Here is an 18634-nt window from a genome sequence, read left to right on the forward strand (position 1 = left end):
TCTATTTGTTTAAGTTAATAACTTGCGCTAGGTTATCTAATTTCATTTGTAAAGCAGGGTTGCTGCTATCGCTAGCACCATCAATAGCCGCTTGGTAAGCTGTACGTGCTAATTCTGATTTACCTTGTTTAAAGTAAATATCACCTTTGATTTCTTCAACACTAGCGTCGAATGACTCAGGTAATTCAGGCGCTAATGTTGCCAACGCTGCTTCGTATTTTTCTAACTGTAATTGCACTCGCGCTAAACGCACAGTAGCAATAGCTTTAATACCGTCATCAACTGACTTTTCAATCGCTGTCGATAAATATGTTTCAGCTTTTTCCCAGTTTTGGTTTTCAGCTGCTTCTTTAGCTAAAGCAATTGACGTTAGCATGGCATAACTAGAGGCATCGTTTTCAGCAATGAAAGCATTACCAGCAGCTTCAAAGTTGGCACCCTCTTCAGTCGATGCTTCCATCATTGCTTGATAAGCTTCTGAAGTATTAAGCTCTTGTTGTAATTTATAGTCGTTATAGTAATTAAGGCCAATAAATCCTGAAAAACCAATAACTAAACCAGCAATAATTGCGTTTCCGTTTTCACTCCAAAACGTTTTGATTGCTTCTACTTGTTGTTCTTCTGTTTGATGTATATCCAAAACTAACCCTTAAAGTAAATTTGTTAAAAGGTCTGACACTTGTTCAAGTGACAAACTTTGTTGTTCTTGTTGTCCGCGCAAATATTTTACAGTTACCGTTTTTTGAGCTACTTCATCTTCACCAAGAATCAATGCTATTTGGGCACCTGACTTATCCGCACGCTTCATTTGTTTTTTCATATTGCCACCACCACAGTGACATTGTAATCTTATATCTGGTACTTGATCTCGCCATTGTTCTGCTAAGCCGTTACCTGCTATTTCAGCGTCATTGCCTAACATAATAACGTAAGCGTCAACTTGGGCTCTTACATTATTCGCTTTTTCTAAACTGGTTAACATGAGTACTAATCGTTCAATACCTAGTGCAAAACCAACACCTGGTGTCGATTTACCACCTAATTGTTCTACTAAACCGTCATAACGCCCACCAGCACAAATAGTACCTTGAGCGCCTAAGCTAGATGTAACCCACTCAAAAACAGTACGATTATAATAATCTAAACCACGAACTAAGCGATCATTTATTACATACTTGATGCCTGCAGCATCTAAGCGCTGACAAACTGAGGCAAAATGTGCACTAGACTCTTCACCAAAGTAATCGGCTAATTTAGGTGCACCCGTTAATGCCGCTTGTACGTCTGGGTTCTTACTGTCTAAAACACGCAATGGATTAGTGTGCATTCGACGTTTACTGTCTTCATCTAAAAGGTGTTCTTTTTCAGATAAAAATTCTACAAGTGCATCTCGATATTTGCCACGCTCTTCGTTCGATCCTAAAGAGTTTAACTCTAGTGTGACAAACTCATTGATACCAAGTTCCCGCCACAATCGTGACGTTAACATAATAATTTCAGCGTCAATATCCGGTGTAGCTATACCAAAGGCTTCTAGGCCAAACTGATGAAATTGACGATAACGCCCTTTTTGTGGACGTTCATGGCGAAACATCGGCCCCATATACCATAAGCGTTGCTCTTGGTTATACAGTAAACCATGTTGATTAGCTGCTCGAACACAACTAGCTGTGCCTTCAGGTCGCAATGTTAAGCTGTCGCCATTACGATCGTCAAAGGTATACATTTCTTTCTCAACAATATCGGTAACTTCACCAATAGAGCGTTTGAATAATGCCGTTGACTCTACAATAGGCATACGTATTTCTGCAAAGCCGTAATTACTGGCAACTCGGCGTAATACTGTTTCTACCATTTGCCAAACACCTGTTTCTGCAGGCAAACAGTCGTTCATACCTCTAATGGCTTGTAATGCTTTACTCACGTATCATTTTCTCGCTAATGTTTATTTGTTCAGTTATTAATTCATTCGCTTATACAAATTATACTTTTGTCGAGCGCCATTATTTATCGTGCATAGTATAGGCAGTTTGCTATCAAACGTAAATAACAGCCGCTAGCGTAATGAATTAAGCTTAATTAATCTAGTTCTTGTATTGCTATTTGATTACTCGCATCCAGCATCTTAGCTTTTGCGCGAATTCTTTGTTCAAGCTGGTCAACAAGGTTATTGTTATCAAAGCGCGCTTTTTGTCGTATACCATCAAGGTAATATCCACTCTTCTTGCTACTGCCGGTTAAACCTAAGTCAGACACTAAAGCTTCACCTGGGCCATTAACAATACAACCAATAATCGAAACATCCATTGGTGTCATGATATCTTCAACGCGTTGCTCCAAAGCATTTACCGTTGAAATAACATCAAACTCTTGGCGTGAACAACTTGGACAAGCGATAAAGTTGATACCACGACTACGCAGCTTTAAAGATTTTAAAATATCAAAACCCACTTTAATTTCTTCGATAGGATCAGCGGCTAATGATACTCGCAATGTATCGCCGATACCCTCAGCGAGCAATAAACCTAGTCCTACTGATGATTTAACAGAGCCTGAGCGCAAACCACCAGCCTCTGTAATACCTAGGTGTAATGGATTATCAATTTGCTTGGCTAATAAACGATACGCACCTACGGCAAGAAAAACGTCTGAAGCTTTTACACTGACTTTAAATTCATGAAAATTTAAGCGGTCAAGAATGTCAACATGACGCATAGCCGATTCTAGCAATGCCTCAGGCGTTGGTTCTTTATATCTTTCTTGTATATCTTTTTCTAACGAGCCGCCATTGACACCAATACGAATTGGAATGTTATTGTCGCGAGCACATTCAACTACAGAGCGAACTCTGTCTTCTCGACCAATATTACCTGGATTGATACGCAAACAGTCGACACCGTATTCAGCTACTTTCAAAGCAATTCGATAGTCAAAATGAATATCTGCAACTAATGGAATATTAGTTTGTAGCTTAATTTCTCGAAATGCTTCAGCCGCATCCATAGTAGGTACACTAACTCTGACAATGTCTGCACCAACCGCTTCAAGAGCATTGATTTGTGCTACCGTTGCTGCAACGTCGGTCGTCAGTGTATTGGTCATAGACTGAACCGTAATAGGTGCATCACCACCAACGGGCACATTGCCGACCATAATTTGGCGGGACTTTCGACGAATAATAGGAGATTCTTTAAACATAATAAAATTTCAATCTTGTTATATTAATTAAACAAAAAATGACCGAATTAAGGCACCATAGGGAGTGAGAACTTGGCAATATTTCCTGCATTAAATGCCGTCATATCAACCGGTACGTCATTATAATCTATTTGCACTAACTCAGGTTTACCTAATGTGATAGAAAAAGGAGCTTGACCAGAAATTTGCATAACATAGCCAGACTTTTTAACACCCCAAGCAATTCTTTCGCCGGTCGCATCATATATGTTAACCCAACAGTCACCTGAAAAAGTAAAAACGACATTAGCCACTAACGAAGTGGCATTTTCATCAAGCTTATTTTCAACGTTGACCGCAACCGTTTCGTTGACTTTAGTCGAAGCTGAATCGGCAATTAATGGCATAACTTCAGCGTTAACAAGCGCTCTATTAGCAACATTTTCTGGTGCTGTATCTATTTCATCATTAACATCGTTAGGTAATTGGGGAGAAGTTAAAACATTCTGGTCAATAACTGAATCTGCCAAGTTATTTTCATTAACTAAAGTACCACTCTGAACTGTACTATTTTGTTCAGTCACTGTTTCAACGCTATCAGTTATTAAAGGCTCAGGTTGCTCTGAAGGTGTTTGAAGCCACCAAACTACGGTTGCAGTAAACAATATTGCTAAAATGAGATAGGTTATCCACATTAACATTTTATGCTCAGCCTGTTTTTCCGTGCCTTTAGAAAAACTTTGCATTCCTGCACACTGACTTTGTGCTTCAGCTAATTGATCATAACTATTGAGTACAACGACTTCTGAAACATGAACTAATTGAGCGTAATTTTTCAGGTACCCACGATTAAAAGCTTCTGGCAAACTACGATCAAAAACATTGATCTCAATGTCTTGCACTAAACGTATTCTAAAATTAAGTTTATTAGCAACTTGTTGCTCACTTAAACCACGTAATTCACGCGCTTCTTTGAGTATATGCCCAGGACCAACAGCTAGGTTGGCTTCATCAGCAACGTCGACTGATTTATCATCTTCATTTTTCAATATATTTACTTCTTGCTTCATCAAGCGTTTCTCTTAGCGTTTCATCGCTGATTTTGGATCTGCCAGATAGATAACATCACCAATTTTTAAAAGATATGGACGACGCAGCTTATTCCAACGTTCTAAACTTTTCATCACAATATTATATTGCTTAGAAATGGCAAACAAACTATCGCCTTTGCTTACTATATGTATGGGTAATGACACCATAGCCGTTCTGACTTTTTCATCTTTAACTTCAATTACTGGCGCTATATCTTGGGTATTTACTTGTTCGTTAGTTTGCGACTTAAGCGTTTTATTTGCTAGTTTTTCTTCTGTCTTCGCTTCTGCCTTTTTATTATTAACAGACTCTGATTGAACAGAATTACTCGATTGCTCAGTATTGCTTGCTTTTTCTGCCTTCGTCTCAGCTTCTTGCTGAGTTGTTGGCATCACAGAGTTTGCCATAATAGGCTTTAAACCATATCGACTTAAACTCGAGTCGGTAACCGTTGAGTCATTTTTAGGTGACAATACCACAACACGCTTTTTACTTTTTTCGCTACTGCCCTCCATCAGGGTAGCGCGATATACTTCTGCTAGTTTGTCTGCATCAATCTGATAAAGTTCATTTAATATGTATTGTTTAGCTTCAAAAGAGTTTGGAAACATTTTAACTAACATATTGGCGTAATTAGATGAAATACGTTTATTCCCTTGCTTTTGAAAAATTTTAAAAGCCAAAGCTAAAGCATCAGCACTAAAACGACGTGTTGATTTTTCATATCGATAAAGGTAAGTTTGCGCTAACTTATAGTTGCTTTTAGCGTATTGTAAACGCATCATTTGTAATAACGAACTTGCTCTATTTGGACTGTGAGCAATAGCTTTTTCAAGGTATGTTTGCGCTTTATCAAATTGCTCAGCTTTTAATTGGCAAAAGGCTAAATTTTCATAACTTTGCGCGACTAATATATAGCTAGGTATTGATATCGCTTTTAACATTTGTTTTTCGGCAGCTGCGTACTTCTCGTTTCTACACAAGAACACACCATAATTATTGAGCGTATCAGCGTCTTGGCTATTAATACTCAATGCATGCTCATAAGCTTGGGTTGCTAAATCAGGTTCGCCCACTGTATCGTAATAGTGTGCAAATGCCGTATGAACTTGCACCAAGTTGGGTGAGAAACGTTTTGCTTTTTCTAAATTAAGCTTAGCCTGCTGGGTATTGCCCATTTTTAAATAGCCTAAGCCCAGCGAGATTCTAGTCATCGCTATTTCGTTGTTACTGGATTCATTTTCAATTAATGGCGTGTCTTTATCATTGCCATAATTTTGCGTCACACAAGCCGTAAGAGTACTTGTCGATAGCAACGCGATAAAAAACGGTAATAATTTTTTCATAATAAAAATGAAGTCACTTAGTCAGTATTAATAAAGAGCAATTAAACCATCTTTACTGAAATTGAGTCAGCTTTCACCTCTTTTTTTCCTGTTCGCTTAGTTCTGTCTAAAACCTCACCTGCTAATTGCCCACATGCAGCGTCAATATCGTCACCACGCGTTCGACGCGTGATCACTGTCAGACCATAGCTTTGTAGCACTTTATCGAAGCGATCAATACGAGAATTACTTGAACGTTTATAAGGCGAACCTGGGTAAGGATTAAATGGAATAAGATTAATTTTACTAGGTAAATCTTTCAAAGCATGTGCTAATTCATGTGCTTGATCTGTGCTGTCATTAACATGATCAAGCATTACATATTCTATCGTTGCTTGTTTATTGGCTTTTGAACCATCTATATAACGACCGGCTGCGGCAATAAATTCTTCCAATGGGTACTTTTTGTTAATCGGCACTAATTCATCACGCAAGGTGTTATTGCCCGCATGAATAGATATCGCCAAAGCACAATCAATTTTTTCTTTTAACATATCTAAAGCCGGTACTACGCCTGAAGTACTAACCGTAACACGACGTTTTGACAACCCGTAACCTAGATCATTAAGCATGGTGTCTAAAGCGGGTATCAAATTTTTCATATTAAGCAATGGTTCGCCCATGCCCATCATTACAATATTAGTAATGGGACGTGTACCAGCGATGCGTGTGGCGCCAATATCATTTGCTACGCGCCATACCTGACCAATAATTTCTGCCATAGAAAGGTTACGGTTAAAGCCTTGCTGCGCTGTTGAGCAAAAAGTACATTCCAAAGCACAACCTACTTGGGATGAAACACAAAGTGTAGCTCGGCCATTTTCAGGGATCCAAACGGTTTCAATTTCTTGACCACCCTCAAGACTTAACGCGTACTTTATTGTGCCGTCGCTTGATACTTGTTTTTCAGATATTTCTGGGGCTTTAATTTCGGTATCACGTTGTAATTTCTCACGTAGCTTTTTATTTAAGTTAGTCATTAACTCAAAATCATCATAGCCGAAATGATACATCCACTTCATAATTTGGTCAGCACGAAATGGCTTTTCGCCGATTGAAGCAAAATACTCTCGCATACCTTGATGATCAAGATTAAGTAAGTTAATTTTTTTCTTCACTGGGGTTACTACTTCGGTTACATCACTCATGATAAAAGCTTCTCAAAACTACAAAAATTACAGATTAAATTGTACGCTTTTTGTGCAAAACAAACAATTTGTGGTTCTATTTTAAATCTCAACCGGATTTAAATTAAATAAAAGTCAATGTTCTCAGTGTTGTACTCACGATTAAAAACATTCAATTTTATATGGTCTTAGAATAGACAAAAGGATTTTACCGATTCATCAGTAAAATCCTTCAAATCAATTTTCAACCTACATCAAGCTGTCTATAAATAGCTCAGCAAATTATGTAAAATTTAAAATTAACGAGTACGTGGACAAATTTCTTCGTCAGAGAAGAAGTATGCAATTTCACGTGCAGCTGATTCTAAAGCATCAGAACCGTGAGCAGCATTTTCGTCAATTGAATCAGCAAGGTCAGCACGAATAGTACCAGCAAGTGCTTCAGCAGGGTTAGTAGCACCCATGATTTCACGGTTTTTAAGTACAGCGTTTTCGCCTTCTAAAACTTGAACCATTACTGGGCCAGAAGTCATGAATGCAACTAAAGCACCAAAGAAAGGACGTTCGCTGTGTTCAGCGTAAAAACCTTCAGCTTTCTCTTGTGATAAATGTACCATTTTAGAAGCAACGATTTTTAAACCAGCTGTTTCAAAACGGTTGTAGATTTGACCAATAAAGTTTTTAGCAACTGCGTCTGGTTTTACGATAGAAAAAGTACGTTCGATAGCCATGATAGCCCTCTCAATAAAATTAGAATTAAAATACGGTATAAATTTTGGCGCGATTATAGACGAATTAAAAGCAAATGCCTAGGGTTATCATTTTTCGTCTTGGCGCTCTGCTCAACTATTATTTAACATAAGGTCATCATTAGCTGAGTCTTTAGTTTTAGTTTACTGGCTTTATCTCGAGATAAAAAAAACGCTCATCTGGTGAGCGCTGTTTCAATAAGATTCAGTTGTCATTATCAGTGATAAATAACGAAGGAGAAAAAACCTTAAATGCTGACACGTCGATATTGACGATATTGAGGCGTCCAAAAATTACGCTCTATATTTTCTATCAATTGTTCATCAGACAACGGTAATGCTAACTCTTGATCAAAAGCTACTTTAGCAACGGCGAAAGCAATTTTTTTACTTAAATCGGCAATTTCGACTAACGGTGGTAATAGCTCACCTTTACCGGTATTTGCTAATGGTGATGCTTGCGCCAACATCGCACTGGCTGCCATTAACATTTCATCAGTAATACGATTAATGTTGGCTGAAATAACACCTAAACCAATACCCGGGAAAACATAACTATTGTTACATTGGGCAATAGGGTAAAGCTCGCCTTTGTATTCGACCGGGTCAAATGGGCTACCCGTAGCGATGATAACTTCACCATCAGTCCAATTAATCACTTGCTCAGGTGTCGCTTCTACTTGGCGACTTGGATTGCTCAATGGAAAAATCACGGGCAAATCACAATATAATTTCATCGCTTTGATTACGGTTTCAGTGAACAAGCCTGGTACACCTGACACACCAATTAAAATGGTGGGTTGTGCGCCATGCATTACATCAAGTAAAGATGCAAAGTCGCCTTGAATATTCCATGGCGCTATGGCGGACTTTTGTTGAACTAGTTGTGCTTGAAAGTCGCGTAAACCCAACATACCTTCGGTTAATAACCCCAAACGGTCGACCATAAATATTTGGCTACGCGCTTGTTGCTCTGTAATTCCTTCGCTGACCATTTGCGAGATTATTTGCTCTGCAATACCACAACCTGCCGAGCCTGCCCCAACAAAAGATACTCGCTGTGCAGACAGTGGAACGTTTTTAGTTCTACATGCGGCTAACAAGGTGCCTACGGTTACTGATGCGGTCCCTTGAATATCGTCGTTAAAACAACAGATTTCGTCACGATAGCGATTTAACAGTGGCGTGGCATTAGGTTGAGCAAAATCTTCAAATTGTAATAATACATGTGGCCAACGGCGTTTTACTGCATTAATAAACATATCCAAAAATTCATCGTATTTATCTTGCTCAATACGAGGGTGACGCCAACCCATATACATAGGATCGTTTAATAGTTTTTCATTATTGGTACCCACGTCAAGCATTACAGGTAACGTGTAAGCAGGGCTAATACCACCACAGGCGGTATAGAGTGACAGTTTTCCAATAGGAATACCCATACCACCAATACCTTGATCACCTAAACCAAGAATACGCTCGCCGTCGGTAACCACAATAACTTTAACTTTGTTTTTTGTAGCATTACGTAAAATGTCGTCAAGTTGATGACGTTGATCATAAGAAACAAACAACCCGCGCGAACTGCGATATATATCTGAAAACTGCTCACAGGCATCGCCAACTGTTGGCGTATATATAATAGGCATCATTTCAGCTAAATGCGCTTGAACTAGCTTAAAGAATAACGTTTCATTATTGTCATGAATAGCACGTAAGTAGATGTGCTTATTTAAGTTGGTATCAAAGCTACGATATTGCATATAAGCGCGTTCAACTTGTTCATCAATGCTTTCAAATCGTGGTGGCAATAACCCGGTTAAATTAAAATGTGAACGCTCTTCCTCGCTAAATGCACTGCCTTTATTCAACAGTGGCGTTTCTAATAAGCTTGGACCTGCATAGGGGATATATAACGGACGTTGATTTTTTTCAGATGTCATAGTTGAATCTTTCTTTATGCTTTGGATGAATAACGAAAATTCATCATGGAAATATTGGTGTGCATTATAATCAAATATCAACTTTTAAAAAGTTATAATTACTTATTTAAAAGTTAATATTCTATAATTTAGCTAAAATTTTTGCTTTTAATCGTTCTCAGATATCCAAGCTAATTGAATTGCCTCAAGCACACGTTCACCACAGTGTTTTGGGTCGTCATCAAAATTTTCTAAGGCTATTACCCATTTCATCAATTCTGGAAAATGTAATTTCATCGGATCTACATCCGGATGCTCTTCTATTAAATCAAGTGCGATTTCTAGTGAATCTGTCCAGCGATAAGTCATAATATTACCTTTTTTTATGTGATTTAGTGAATAATTAAACCAAACCAAAGACCGTCTACAACTAACATCAATATTAGCCAAAACACAATCATTCTTGATTTTTTGCAAAACTGACAATCAGTTTGCCACCATTGCTTAAAAGTTGATTTATTCACAACATATTACTTAAATTAGTTTCAGTATCACGAGTATAATAGCAATTAACATTTATCCCTTCACTAAACTTTATAATAGGTAAAGTATTTATGTCTCCAATACAATTCTCGCCCGCTGAAAAATCATTGTTAATCGACAAACTACAACGTTATTTTATTAAAGAGTTGGATCAAGAACTAGGACAATTTGATGCAGATTTTTTACTCGATTTTTTTACCACAGAATTAGGCGCTATTTATTACAACCGAGGTTTATTTGACGCTCAAGCATTAATGGCAGAAAAACTTGAGTTAATTTCAGAGCAAATTGTTGAATTAGAGTTACCAGTATCGTAAAGCTTCTCAAGTAGTTTTTTAAAAATATCAATTACTTGATTTACAACAAAGTTATTATCCCTAATTTCTTTATTATAATGAAAGTAGCAATGATAACGACACCCTAAAGGTTTTAAAATGATGCAAATAACCGACCTAGAGCAAGAGCGGAAAGCAGCCCCTCTTTGGCAATTGGGCTTTAGAGCTTTTTTTCTTGGTGGTGCCGTGTTTAGTGTTATCACGTTATCACTATGGCTTTTACTCTATAGTGGTGTCATTAATATTCAGCCTCTAGGTGGAGGTTATTGGTGGCATATTCATGAGGTTATTTTTGGTTTTGGTTGTGCAATCATTGCGGGGTTTTTATTAACTGCAGTGCAAACTTGGACTGGACAGTCGGGTTTACAGGGGAAAAAGCTTAGCGCTTTATTTAGTTTATGGTTACTCGCTCGAATTGCTTTAATATTTCCTGATTTGTTGGGAACAACATTATCAACGTTAATAGATTTAGCTTTTTTACCTGCTGTTGCTCTAGTGTTGGCAAAGCCAATTCTGGCAGTTAAACAATATCGAAATTTATTTTTTGTGCCTTTATTGCTTATTTTAACGCTCGCAAATACCCAAATGCATGCCAGTATATATTATCCAAACGCCATATCTGCCCAATACTCAGGTTATGCTGGTGTCATGTTAATAACTTTATTTATTTCTGTTATGGCAGGTCGCGTAGTGCCTATGTTTACTGCCAATGGCACAAAAACAGCTAAAGTTCTGGCATTACCTTGGCTTGATAAAATAACCAACGGCTCAATAGCGTTGATCACAATTTTGCTGCTACTTCATCCTGTTATTTCTATAAACAATATTTATATCGGCATTATGTTTATTTTTGCGGGTACTTTTCAAGCAATCCGTTGGCTTAGGTGGCGACCTTGGATCACTTTTACCGTGCCATTACTTTGGTCTTTACACCTTGGTATTAAAGCATTAGCGTTTGGCTTAATATTACTTGGCTTGAGTTACTTATTCCCTGAAATCCCAACTAATCATAGTTGGCACTTACTCACTATAGGTGGCATCGGCGGCATTATACTCGCTATGATTTCACGAGTTTCTTTAGGCCATACAGGTCGAGCATTGCAAGCGCCTAAGTTGATGTCACTGGCTTTTTCTGCGCTCGTTATAGCGAGTATATTGCGTAGTTTTGGCCCTTGGCTGATGCCAGAAAAAACGCTGCTATTTATTGATATTAGCGGTTTACTTTGGATCGTAAGCTTTGCGTTATTTGTTATTTTTTATGGACCTATGCTTTTAAAGCCTCGTGTAGATGGCCGACCAGGATAAGCTGTATAGTTAAAATATCATCACTTCTTGAGTCGCTTGAAGGCATAAAGTGATATAAACTTGGCAAAATTTTTATTCTGAGAACGTAACATGCACGCGGTATTTTTAGACTCTCAAACTTTTAGTCCTTCGCTAGATTTATCGGCGCTTAATCAAGTGGTGAGTAAACTCGACTTACACCCAACAACGACACCTGAACAAGTGTTACAGCACTGTTCAAACGCCGAAATTATATTGAGCAATAAAGTCGTTCTTGATAGCTCAACACTGCAGCAGTTACCGCACTTAAAACTCATTTGCATAACCGCCACTGGCTATAATAATGTTGATATTGCAGCAGCGCGCGATCTTGGCATTGCGGTTACTAATGTAAGTGAATATGCAAAAAGCTCTGTCGCACAATATGTATTTGCTCAACTGCTTGCCTATTACAGCCAAATTGAAGATCACAATAACAACACACGTAACGGACAATGGCAAAAAAGCGAAACCTTTTGTCTGCATGGTAAAGGCAGCAATGAATTAGCGGGGAAATCAATCGGTATTATTGGTTATGGGGCGCTAGGAAGTAAAGTGGCGACTATTGCCCGCGCTTTTGATATGCAAGTGTTAATCGCTGAACGACCTAATGCAACAACAATACGTACCGGCAGAATAGCGTTTAAAGAACTTATAGCTCAAGCCGACATTATAAGCTTGCACTGTCCTCAGTCGGTTGAAACTGAAAATTTATTCAACGCAGAAACATTTAAACAAATGAAAAATAGTGCCTTATTAATTAACACCGCTAGAGGTGCGTTAATTAATAATCATGACTTACTTAGTGCTTTAAATGATAACCAATTAGCGTGTGCTATTTTAGATGTATTAGAACAAGAGCCGCCACCAAAAGATCATATACTTTTAGCGGCACAATCACCAAAGTTAAAAATTACCGCCCATATAGCTTGGGCAAGCCAACAAGCACAACAATCCTTACTTAACTTAGTTGCTGATAATATTTCAGCCTTTCAGCAAAACAAGCGCACTAATCGTATCGATTAATGCGTTTAACTCGACAATGGCATCTACAAAGCGCGAGCTTAAAACCATTGATCTTTAATTTTACCGTAATGAAAATAGCCCCACTGTCCTACGCGCCTTAATGGCGCAAAGGGAAACTTAGGTAGCGCTTTATTATATAAAGGCAAATCGGGTACGGGTTTTTCAGCCACTTTCTCAGCTAGGCGTTTTCCAGCTTGCACCGAGAAAGCTACACCACTGCCACAATAACCCATACTGTAAAAAACTGACTGTTCATCATTTTGATAAATATGCGGTAAGTCGTCTAACGCCATACAAATCCAGCCAGACCAAGCGTAACTATATTTTATGTTTGCCAGCGCAGGGAAACTGGTTTTAAGCACTGAAAGTAAACGTTGAGCATAATAAGGATCGTCAGCACTTTTACCGGTAATGGCGCCTCGACCACCAAACAATATTCTGTTATCGGGTAATTTTCGGTAATAATATTTAAGGGCTCGAGTATCCATCACTACATTTGAAGTTAAAAAGTTACAAGCAGCAATTTGTTCGTCACTTAAAGGCTCAGTAACAATAATTTGTGAAAGTACTGGTAAGGTTCTATCTGTTGTTAGCGAGTGAAAGTTTTTCGGGGTATAGCCGTTGGTGGCTATGACAACTTTTTGTGCGCTAACAATACCATTAGGGGTATGCAGTAGCTGTTTATTCTGTTGAGTTTGCCAGTGGATAACAGGCGATGAACAGTGAACTTTTGCACCAGCTTCACGCGCCAACTTTTGATAGCCCCATGCGAGCTTTAACGGATTTAAACCAAAACCATCTTGATAACGAATAGCGCCATAGGCATTACGATCGTCCATGTACTGTTCGCGCAATTGGTTTTGTGAAAGAATTTCTACGTCATAGCCAAACATATTCTGTTGCAGCTTTGCCAGCTCAACCAACTCTTTTAATTTGTTAGGTTTATGCGCAACTTTTATATAACCAGCACTTTGCTTATCGCAGTCAATGCCTTCTGCTATTAAGCTATTAACCGTATCTACACCCTCGGCCATTTCTTGATAAATACCACGCATAACCTCTTCGCCCCATTGCTTGGCCATTTGACCATAGGACTTGCGACCAGACGATTTCAAAATAAAGCCTGCATTACGACCACTACAGCCCCATGCGGTTTGGTTAGCCTCTAATACATGCGCTTTAATACCATGCTCGCGTGCCAAGTGTAATGCGCAAGACAAACCAGTATAGCCAGCACCTATAATAGCAACATCAACATCAATATCTGCGATTATTGCACCATCATGCGCTGGTGCTACGCCGGATACATTCGCCCAATAACTTGCGGGATAGGCTTCATTACAGCCCGGTGATAAATCATGTAATGGATCGTACATTTTCACTTCCAAAATTTAATATTATTTTTAACTACAAGTGCGCTTAAAGTATCTCAGATAAAACAGTATAATGCTGTAATAACTAACTAAATTAAAATAATTCTATGAGCATAACGCTTAACTATCAACATTTAACTCCTGCTGACTTTGACCTTATTATTCAACTGGCAACTGAGGTTCATGGCACTGGCTACCTTGACCAAAAGAGTATGCTAGATTGGTATGAAAAAGGTCTTAAAAATGGCATAAATGCTGGCTTTGTTGTTTATCATGATCAAAAGTTAGTTGGCTTTAGAATTACTTATGCTGCCCAGCAATGGCAGATAGACAAATGGTGCTCTACTGAGCTTTGGCCTGTGCCTGTAGAGCAAGTGTGCTACTTCAAATGTAACACCGTTGATGAGAGCTATCGCGGCCATGGTATTGGTGGCGAGTTATTAAAGCGCTCAGTCGCTGCGGCAAAACAGCAAGGTGCTACCGCTGGCGTAAGTCACTTATGGAAACAAAGCCCCGGTAATAGTGCTGTAAAGTATTTCACCAAGTGTGGCGGCATTCTCATTAAAGATCATCCTGATAGATGGCATGAACTCAGCTTAGCAGGTTACGAATGCCCTATTTGCAATAATAATTGCCATTGTGAAGCGGCTGAAATGATGGTTACTTTTGATTAAAAGCAACTAGCCAAATATTTTATGTAAAATGGATGACCTTTCTGGCAATTGCTCTTTAATCGCTACCGATTTAACCGGCAAAGCGTTAAAGCTAGATAAATTTGGAAATTCAACGTCTAGTGTGCAATGTTCATAATCACCTGTAGCTGGATTAAAGCGATACGCTTTACTCCACTCAACTAAATTTTGTGACACTTGATTAATCGCTTCTACGACAAAAGCCACCTCTTTATCTGAAGTTGTTGGGTGAAATGATGCTCGGATCCAACCGGGCTTTTCTCCATAGTCGCCTAAGTCTATTTGCTGAGTAATTTTTGACGATGTATCCTGATCAACATTCAATAAAATATGTCCATAAGTACCAGCACAAGAACAACCACCTCGCGTTTGAACGCCAAATTTATCATTCAGTAATCGCACAACTAAATTATAATGCGCGCCTGGGATATAAAAAGAAACAATCGCTAAGCGTTCACGAATATTGGGTTCAAGCATCACTACAAGTTCATTTTTGGCTAAATTTTCCATCACATATTGGGTAATTTCAGCTTCACGTTGTGCAATATTTTCAACGCCCATAGCATCTTTTACTTTTATCGCTAGCGCGGTTTTAATGCATTGTAAAAATCCTGGTGTGCCGCCATCTTCACGCATTTCAATATTATTAAAAAAGCTATGTTTACCCCAAGGGTTAGTCCAAGTAACTGTTCCACCACCGGGGTGATCTGGCACTTTGTTTTTATAAAGTGCTTTATTAAACACCAGTACTCCTGAACTACCAGGACCACCTAAAAATTTATGCGGCGAAAAATAAATAGCGTCTAATGCTTGCTTTGGATTGCTCGGATGCATGTCAATATCAACATAAGGTGCAGAGGCGGCAAAATCAACGAAACATAAACCACCATGTTGATGCATTATTTCTGCTAACGCGTAATAAGGTGTTTTAATACCGGTAACATTCGAACAGGCGGTAAATGAGCCTATTTTAACGGTGCGATTTTGGTATTTCTCTAACAATTGGGTTAGGTGTTCAATAGAAGGTAACCCACTGCTATCTGGGTCAATAATCTCAAGTGTTACATCGCACTCATACCAAGATGTTTGATTTGAGTGATGTTCCATATGAGTAATGAATACCACTGGCCTATCATTTTCTAGAAAACTCACTTGTGCTTGCATGCGCTCAGGTATACGTAAGCCTAAAATGCGTTGAAATTTATTTACCACGGCTGTCATACCGGCACCCGCAGTGATCAAAACATCGTTCTCACAGGCATTTACATGGCGCTTAATAATATGCTGAGCATTATGATAAGCATGTGTCATAGCACTGCCAGTTAAGTTAGTTTCAGTATGAGTGTTAGCAACATAAGGGCCTAATTCGTTGGTAAGGTAGTTTTCAATGGGTTGATATAAACGCCCGCTGGCAGTCCAATCGGCATAAATGATATCAAGAGTTTTACCATTAATTTTATGTTGTAAATTTTGTCCTATGACTTGTTGTCGAAAAGGTAAAAAGTAATTTTCCAATGACATTCGCTTTGCTCTAAATCCACACTAATATAAACATACTAACAGCAGAGATAAATGGAGCAATAAAAATCAAACAAACACTAAAAGTAGCAAATTAAATTTAAAACATAAGATTAAACTAAACTAATTAACCTAAAAGGTTCGTTTTTTAGTGTTATCTGAAAATAAATTTTATGAATCTTAGTTAAATAGAATAATTTTCTTATTTCACCTTAAAAATAACAGTTTTGTTAATCACTAACTTGCCAGTTGATCATGCTTTTATTTTGCGATTTCAGCCACTGATTAGCTTTTGAGAAGTGTTGGCAGCCGAAGAATCCTCGATAAGCTGAAAGTGGTGATGGATGAGGACCGTTAAGTACATAATGCTTGTCTTGGTCTATATTTTTACCTTTTTTTTGTGCATGGCTACCCCAAAGTAAAAATACACAACCCGCATTGTGCTTGTTGAGTTCAGCAATAATATTATCGGTAAATATTTCCCAGCCTAACTTAGCATGAGAGTGCGCCTGCCCTTGCTTAACGGTAAGAACAGTATTAAGCATCAATACACCTTGTTCAGCCCATTCTACTAGGTAGCCATGACCCGGTGTTTTAAAATCAGTTATATCTTGTGCAAGCTCTTTGTAAATATTGACTAATGATGGCGGTACCTTAATTCCCTTACGTACTGAAAATGCTAAACCATGTGCTTGTGACTCTCCATTTTTACCCAAACCATGATATGGGTCTTGCCCAAGTATAACCACTTTTACATCAGCCAAATCAATACTAGAAAAGGCAGAAAAAACATCGGCTTCAAGCGGCAGTATAACTTCGCCATCTGATCGTTGTTGACTAACTTCTGTCGATAATTTTTGAAAGTAATCTTGTTGCTGTTCGTTAGCAATTATTTTTTGCCAGTGAGGTTTTAACTTGATCATAATTTTTAGCACATTAGTTATTTTATATCATAACGCTATTATGCGGCATTCACTGTCGGTATGTCATCGAGTGAAACAAATTTTCTTAAATCGTCGATAAAGTCATTTTTATCAACACTCACTTAAGAGATTTAATTTGTTATAAGAGATAAACTGGCGCCATTAATTAATTAACGATTATATTTATGAGCTATTTATTTGCAGTGACCTTGCTATGGGCATTTTCATTTAGTTTAATTGGGGTTTATTTGGCAGGCCAAGTTGATGCATGGTTTAGCGTTTTAATGCGCATTGCGCTGGCGACGTTAGTATTTTTACCGTTTTTAAAGTTCAAAAAAACACCAAAGCCACTAGCCATAAAGCTCATGTTGATTGGCGCGATACAGCTTGGCGTTATGTACAGCTTTTACTATCACTCGTTTTTATATTTAACTGTGCCCGAAGTATTGTTATTTACGGTCATGACGCCCATTTATATCACCCTACTAAACGATGCGCTTGAAAAGCATTTTAACCCGCGTTTTTTTGTTATCGCCATAGTTGCCGTGTTTGGTGCATTAGCTATTCGCTATGAAGATATTAATAGTAACTTTTTAATCGGCTTATTATTAGTGCAAGCCGCCAATATATGCTTTGCCACAGGGCAGGTTACGTACAAGCACTTAATGAGCGACAGCAAGCTAGATCATAAAACTGTTTTTGGTTGGTTTTTTATTGGCGCATTAATAGTTGCGAGTGTGTGTTATGTTTTATTTGGCAATGCAGATAAGTTACCCAGTACACCAACTCAATGGGGAGTACTCATATACTTAGGCATCTTTGCTTCGGGCTTAGGCTATTTTGGCTGGAATAAAGGCGCGACTTTAGTCAATGTAGGTGCGTTAGCTGCAATGAATAATCTCCTCATCCCTGCAGGTATTGTTGTTAACGTATTGATATGGAACACAGAGGCCAACATAATGAGATTAAGCATTGGTGCCGGGATTATTTTGGCTGCTTTATTCCTCAATCAAATAAGCTCTAAATCTTCGATGGATAAAACCTTGCCTATTGACGAGTCATAAAACTTAAAGTGGTCAGAATATTTACTCTCAGTTAGTGATATTCAATTTCTGATAGCTATTTTAGTGCCTTAAAATCAGCCCTATAAAATGAATGATAGATATGGTGATTTACCTAACCATCAAAATATAGGCAGTTTTATTTTTTCCCAGTGATCGACAGCTCAATTTGAAGATAGTTCGCACAAGCAGCTAGTACCAGCTGCTTGTTCAAAGAGTATGCTGATCAATAACCCAGTTGATTAATTAAGTGTTCTACTTCTTTAAATGCAAAAGGATTAATTACAAAGTATAAAATTAGTAGATAGTTACTCCCTTTCACCACTAAAAATAAACAACCAGAGACAAAAAAGGCAGTAATCACTGCCTTTAATAAACTTGATATACG

At 38.2% G+C, this 18634-nt stretch carries 18 protein-coding genes; 5 read left to right on the forward strand and 13 right to left on the reverse strand.

Going from position 1 to position 18634, the window contains the following annotated elements; translation table 11 throughout:
* Nucleotide 1: 1 nt before the first annotated feature.
* The 10 genes from DBO93_RS15115 to DBO93_RS19130 form a co-directional block, all read right to left on the reverse strand.
* Nucleotides 2–640, reverse strand: coding sequence for a tetratricopeptide repeat protein (locus DBO93_RS15115; protein WP_108457083.1), 639 nt, complete (start codon nucleotides 638–640; stop codon nucleotides 2–4).
* Nucleotides 641–649: 9 nt separating this feature from the next.
* On the reverse strand, nucleotides 650–1924 hold the full coding sequence (gene hisS / locus DBO93_RS15120) for a histidine--tRNA ligase (protein ID WP_108457084.1): 1275 nt from the start codon (nucleotides 1922–1924) through the stop codon (nucleotides 650–652).
* Between the two features lie 155 nt (nucleotides 1925–2079).
* Nucleotides 2080–3198 carry a flavodoxin-dependent (E)-4-hydroxy-3-methylbut-2-enyl-diphosphate synthase gene (ispG, locus tag DBO93_RS15125; RefSeq protein WP_108457085.1) on the reverse strand — a complete coding sequence of 373 codons (1119 nt, stop codon included), beginning with the start codon at nucleotides 3196–3198 and terminating at the stop codon, nucleotides 2080–2082.
* Nucleotides 3199–3245: 47 nt separating this feature from the next.
* Nucleotides 3246–4247 carry a RodZ domain-containing protein gene (locus tag DBO93_RS15130; RefSeq protein WP_108457086.1) on the reverse strand — a complete coding sequence of 334 codons (1002 nt, stop codon included), beginning with the start codon at nucleotides 4245–4247 and terminating at the stop codon, nucleotides 3246–3248.
* A gap of 12 nt (nucleotides 4248–4259) precedes the next feature.
* On the reverse strand, nucleotides 4260–5615 hold the full coding sequence (pilW, locus tag DBO93_RS15135; protein WP_108457087.1) for a type IV pilus biogenesis/stability protein PilW: 1356 nt from the start codon (nucleotides 5613–5615) through the stop codon (nucleotides 4260–4262).
* 41 nt (nucleotides 5616–5656) lie between these two features.
* Complete coding sequence (locus DBO93_RS15140; RefSeq protein WP_108457088.1) at nucleotides 5657–6802, reverse strand: bifunctional tRNA (adenosine(37)-C2)-methyltransferase TrmG/ribosomal RNA large subunit methyltransferase RlmN; 1146 nt, start codon at nucleotides 6800–6802, stop codon at nucleotides 5657–5659.
* A 278-nt stretch (nucleotides 6803–7080) separates the two neighbouring features.
* On the reverse strand, nucleotides 7081–7512 hold the full coding sequence (gene ndk / locus DBO93_RS15145) for a nucleoside-diphosphate kinase (RefSeq protein WP_108457089.1): 432 nt from the start codon (nucleotides 7510–7512) through the stop codon (nucleotides 7081–7083).
* Between the two features lie 266 nt (nucleotides 7513–7778).
* Nucleotides 7779–9473 (reverse strand): NAD-dependent malic enzyme, encoded by a 1695-nt coding sequence (locus DBO93_RS15150; RefSeq protein WP_108457090.1) that lies wholly within the window; start codon nucleotides 9471–9473, stop codon nucleotides 7779–7781.
* A 147-nt stretch (nucleotides 9474–9620) separates the two neighbouring features.
* Nucleotides 9621–9821, reverse strand: a complete 201-nt coding sequence (iscX, locus tag DBO93_RS15155; protein WP_108457091.1) for a Fe-S cluster assembly protein IscX — start codon at nucleotides 9819–9821, stop codon at nucleotides 9621–9623.
* 23 nt (nucleotides 9822–9844) lie between these two features.
* On the reverse strand, nucleotides 9845–9976 hold the full coding sequence (locus tag DBO93_RS19130) for a hypothetical protein (RefSeq protein ID WP_275403653.1): 132 nt from the start codon (nucleotides 9974–9976) through the stop codon (nucleotides 9845–9847).
* Nucleotides 9977–10066: 90 nt separating this feature from the next.
* Here DBO93_RS19130 and DBO93_RS15160 point away from each other — a divergent pair, with 90 nt between their 5' ends.
* The 3 genes from DBO93_RS15160 to DBO93_RS15170 all read left to right on the forward strand — a co-directional run bounded on the left by DBO93_RS15160 (nucleotide 10067) and on the right by DBO93_RS15170 (nucleotide 12679).
* Nucleotides 10067–10312 (forward strand): DUF2164 domain-containing protein, encoded by a 246-nt coding sequence (locus DBO93_RS15160; RefSeq protein WP_108457092.1) that lies wholly within the window; start codon nucleotides 10067–10069, stop codon nucleotides 10310–10312.
* 117 nt (nucleotides 10313–10429) lie between these two features.
* Nucleotides 10430–11635 carry an NnrS family protein gene (locus tag DBO93_RS15165; RefSeq protein WP_108457093.1) on the forward strand — a complete coding sequence of 402 codons (1206 nt, stop codon included), beginning with the start codon at nucleotides 10430–10432 and terminating at the stop codon, nucleotides 11633–11635.
* Nucleotides 11636–11725: 90 nt separating this feature from the next.
* A complete protein-coding gene (locus tag DBO93_RS15170; protein WP_108457094.1) occupies nucleotides 11726–12679 on the forward strand; it encodes a D-2-hydroxyacid dehydrogenase in 954 nt (317 codons plus the stop codon).
* Between the two features lie 38 nt (nucleotides 12680–12717).
* On the opposite strand, the gene DBO93_RS15175 is transcribed toward DBO93_RS15170, so the two are convergent.
* Complete coding sequence (locus DBO93_RS15175; protein ID WP_108457095.1) at nucleotides 12718–14055, reverse strand: FAD-binding oxidoreductase; 1338 nt, start codon at nucleotides 14053–14055, stop codon at nucleotides 12718–12720.
* A 104-nt stretch (nucleotides 14056–14159) separates the two neighbouring features.
* On the opposite strand from DBO93_RS15175, the gene DBO93_RS15180 reads away from it, so the two are divergent.
* Complete coding sequence (locus DBO93_RS15180; protein ID WP_108457096.1) at nucleotides 14160–14726, forward strand: GNAT family N-acetyltransferase; 567 nt, start codon at nucleotides 14160–14162, stop codon at nucleotides 14724–14726.
* A 6-nt stretch (nucleotides 14727–14732) separates the two neighbouring features.
* Here the strand turns inward: DBO93_RS15180 and DBO93_RS15185 are convergent, their stop codons facing one another.
* Both DBO93_RS15185 and ung read right to left on the reverse strand, forming a co-directional pair.
* Nucleotides 14733–16265 carry an aminotransferase class V-fold PLP-dependent enzyme gene (locus tag DBO93_RS15185; RefSeq protein WP_108457097.1) on the reverse strand — a complete coding sequence of 511 codons (1533 nt, stop codon included), beginning with the start codon at nucleotides 16263–16265 and terminating at the stop codon, nucleotides 14733–14735.
* A gap of 227 nt (nucleotides 16266–16492) precedes the next feature.
* Complete coding sequence (ung, locus tag DBO93_RS15190; RefSeq protein ID WP_108457098.1) at nucleotides 16493–17185, reverse strand: uracil-DNA glycosylase; 693 nt, start codon at nucleotides 17183–17185, stop codon at nucleotides 16493–16495.
* A gap of 185 nt (nucleotides 17186–17370) precedes the next feature.
* Here ung and DBO93_RS15195 point away from each other — a divergent pair, with 185 nt between their 5' ends.
* On the forward strand, nucleotides 17371–18249 hold the full coding sequence (locus tag DBO93_RS15195; protein WP_108457099.1) for a carboxylate/amino acid/amine transporter: 879 nt from the start codon (nucleotides 17371–17373) through the stop codon (nucleotides 18247–18249).
* Nucleotides 18250–18634: the final 385 nt, after the last annotated feature.

Origin of the sequence: Colwellia sp. Arc7-D (assembly GCF_003061515.1) — a bacterium.
Classification (GTDB): domain Bacteria; phylum Pseudomonadota; class Gammaproteobacteria; order Enterobacterales; family Alteromonadaceae; genus Cognaticolwellia.

Coding starts and splice junctions, on each gene's coding strand:
- ispG (WP_108457085.1), bottom strand. CDS start 3,198: ATGTTTAAAGAATCTCCTATTATTCGTCGAAAGTCCCGCCAAATTATG.
- DBO93_RS15130 (WP_108457086.1), bottom strand. CDS start 4,247: ATGAAGCAAGAAGTAAATATATTGAAAAATGAAGATGATAAATCAGTC.
- pilW (WP_108457087.1), bottom strand. CDS start 5,615: ATGAAAAAATTATTACCGTTTTTTATCGCGTTGCTATCGACAAGTACT.
- DBO93_RS15140 (WP_108457088.1), bottom strand. CDS start 6,802: ATGAGTGATGTAACCGAAGTAGTAACCCCAGTGAAGAAAAAAATTAAC.
- ndk (WP_108457089.1), bottom strand. CDS start 7,512: ATGGCTATCGAACGTACTTTTTCTATCGTAAAACCAGACGCAGTTGCT.
- DBO93_RS15150 (WP_108457090.1), bottom strand. CDS start 9,473: ATGACATCTGAAAAAAATCAACGTCCGTTATATATCCCCTATGCAGGT.
- iscX (WP_108457091.1), bottom strand. CDS start 9,821: ATGACTTATCGCTGGACAGATTCACTAGAAATCGCACTTGATTTAATA.
- DBO93_RS15160 (WP_108457092.1), top strand. CDS start 10,067: ATGTCTCCAATACAATTCTCGCCCGCTGAAAAATCATTGTTAATCGAC.
- DBO93_RS15165 (WP_108457093.1), top strand. CDS start 10,430: ATGATGCAAATAACCGACCTAGAGCAAGAGCGGAAAGCAGCCCCTCTT.
- DBO93_RS15170 (WP_108457094.1), top strand. CDS start 11,726: ATGCACGCGGTATTTTTAGACTCTCAAACTTTTAGTCCTTCGCTAGAT.
- DBO93_RS15175 (WP_108457095.1), bottom strand. CDS start 14,055: ATGTACGATCCATTACATGATTTATCACCGGGCTGTAATGAAGCCTAT.
- DBO93_RS15180 (WP_108457096.1), top strand. CDS start 14,160: ATGAGCATAACGCTTAACTATCAACATTTAACTCCTGCTGACTTTGAC.
- DBO93_RS15185 (WP_108457097.1), bottom strand. CDS start 16,265: ATGTCATTGGAAAATTACTTTTTACCTTTTCGACAACAAGTCATAGGA.
- ung (WP_108457098.1), bottom strand. CDS start 17,185: ATGATCAAGTTAAAACCTCACTGGCAAAAAATAATTGCTAACGAACAG.
- DBO93_RS15195 (WP_108457099.1), top strand. CDS start 17,371: ATGAGCTATTTATTTGCAGTGACCTTGCTATGGGCATTTTCATTTAGT.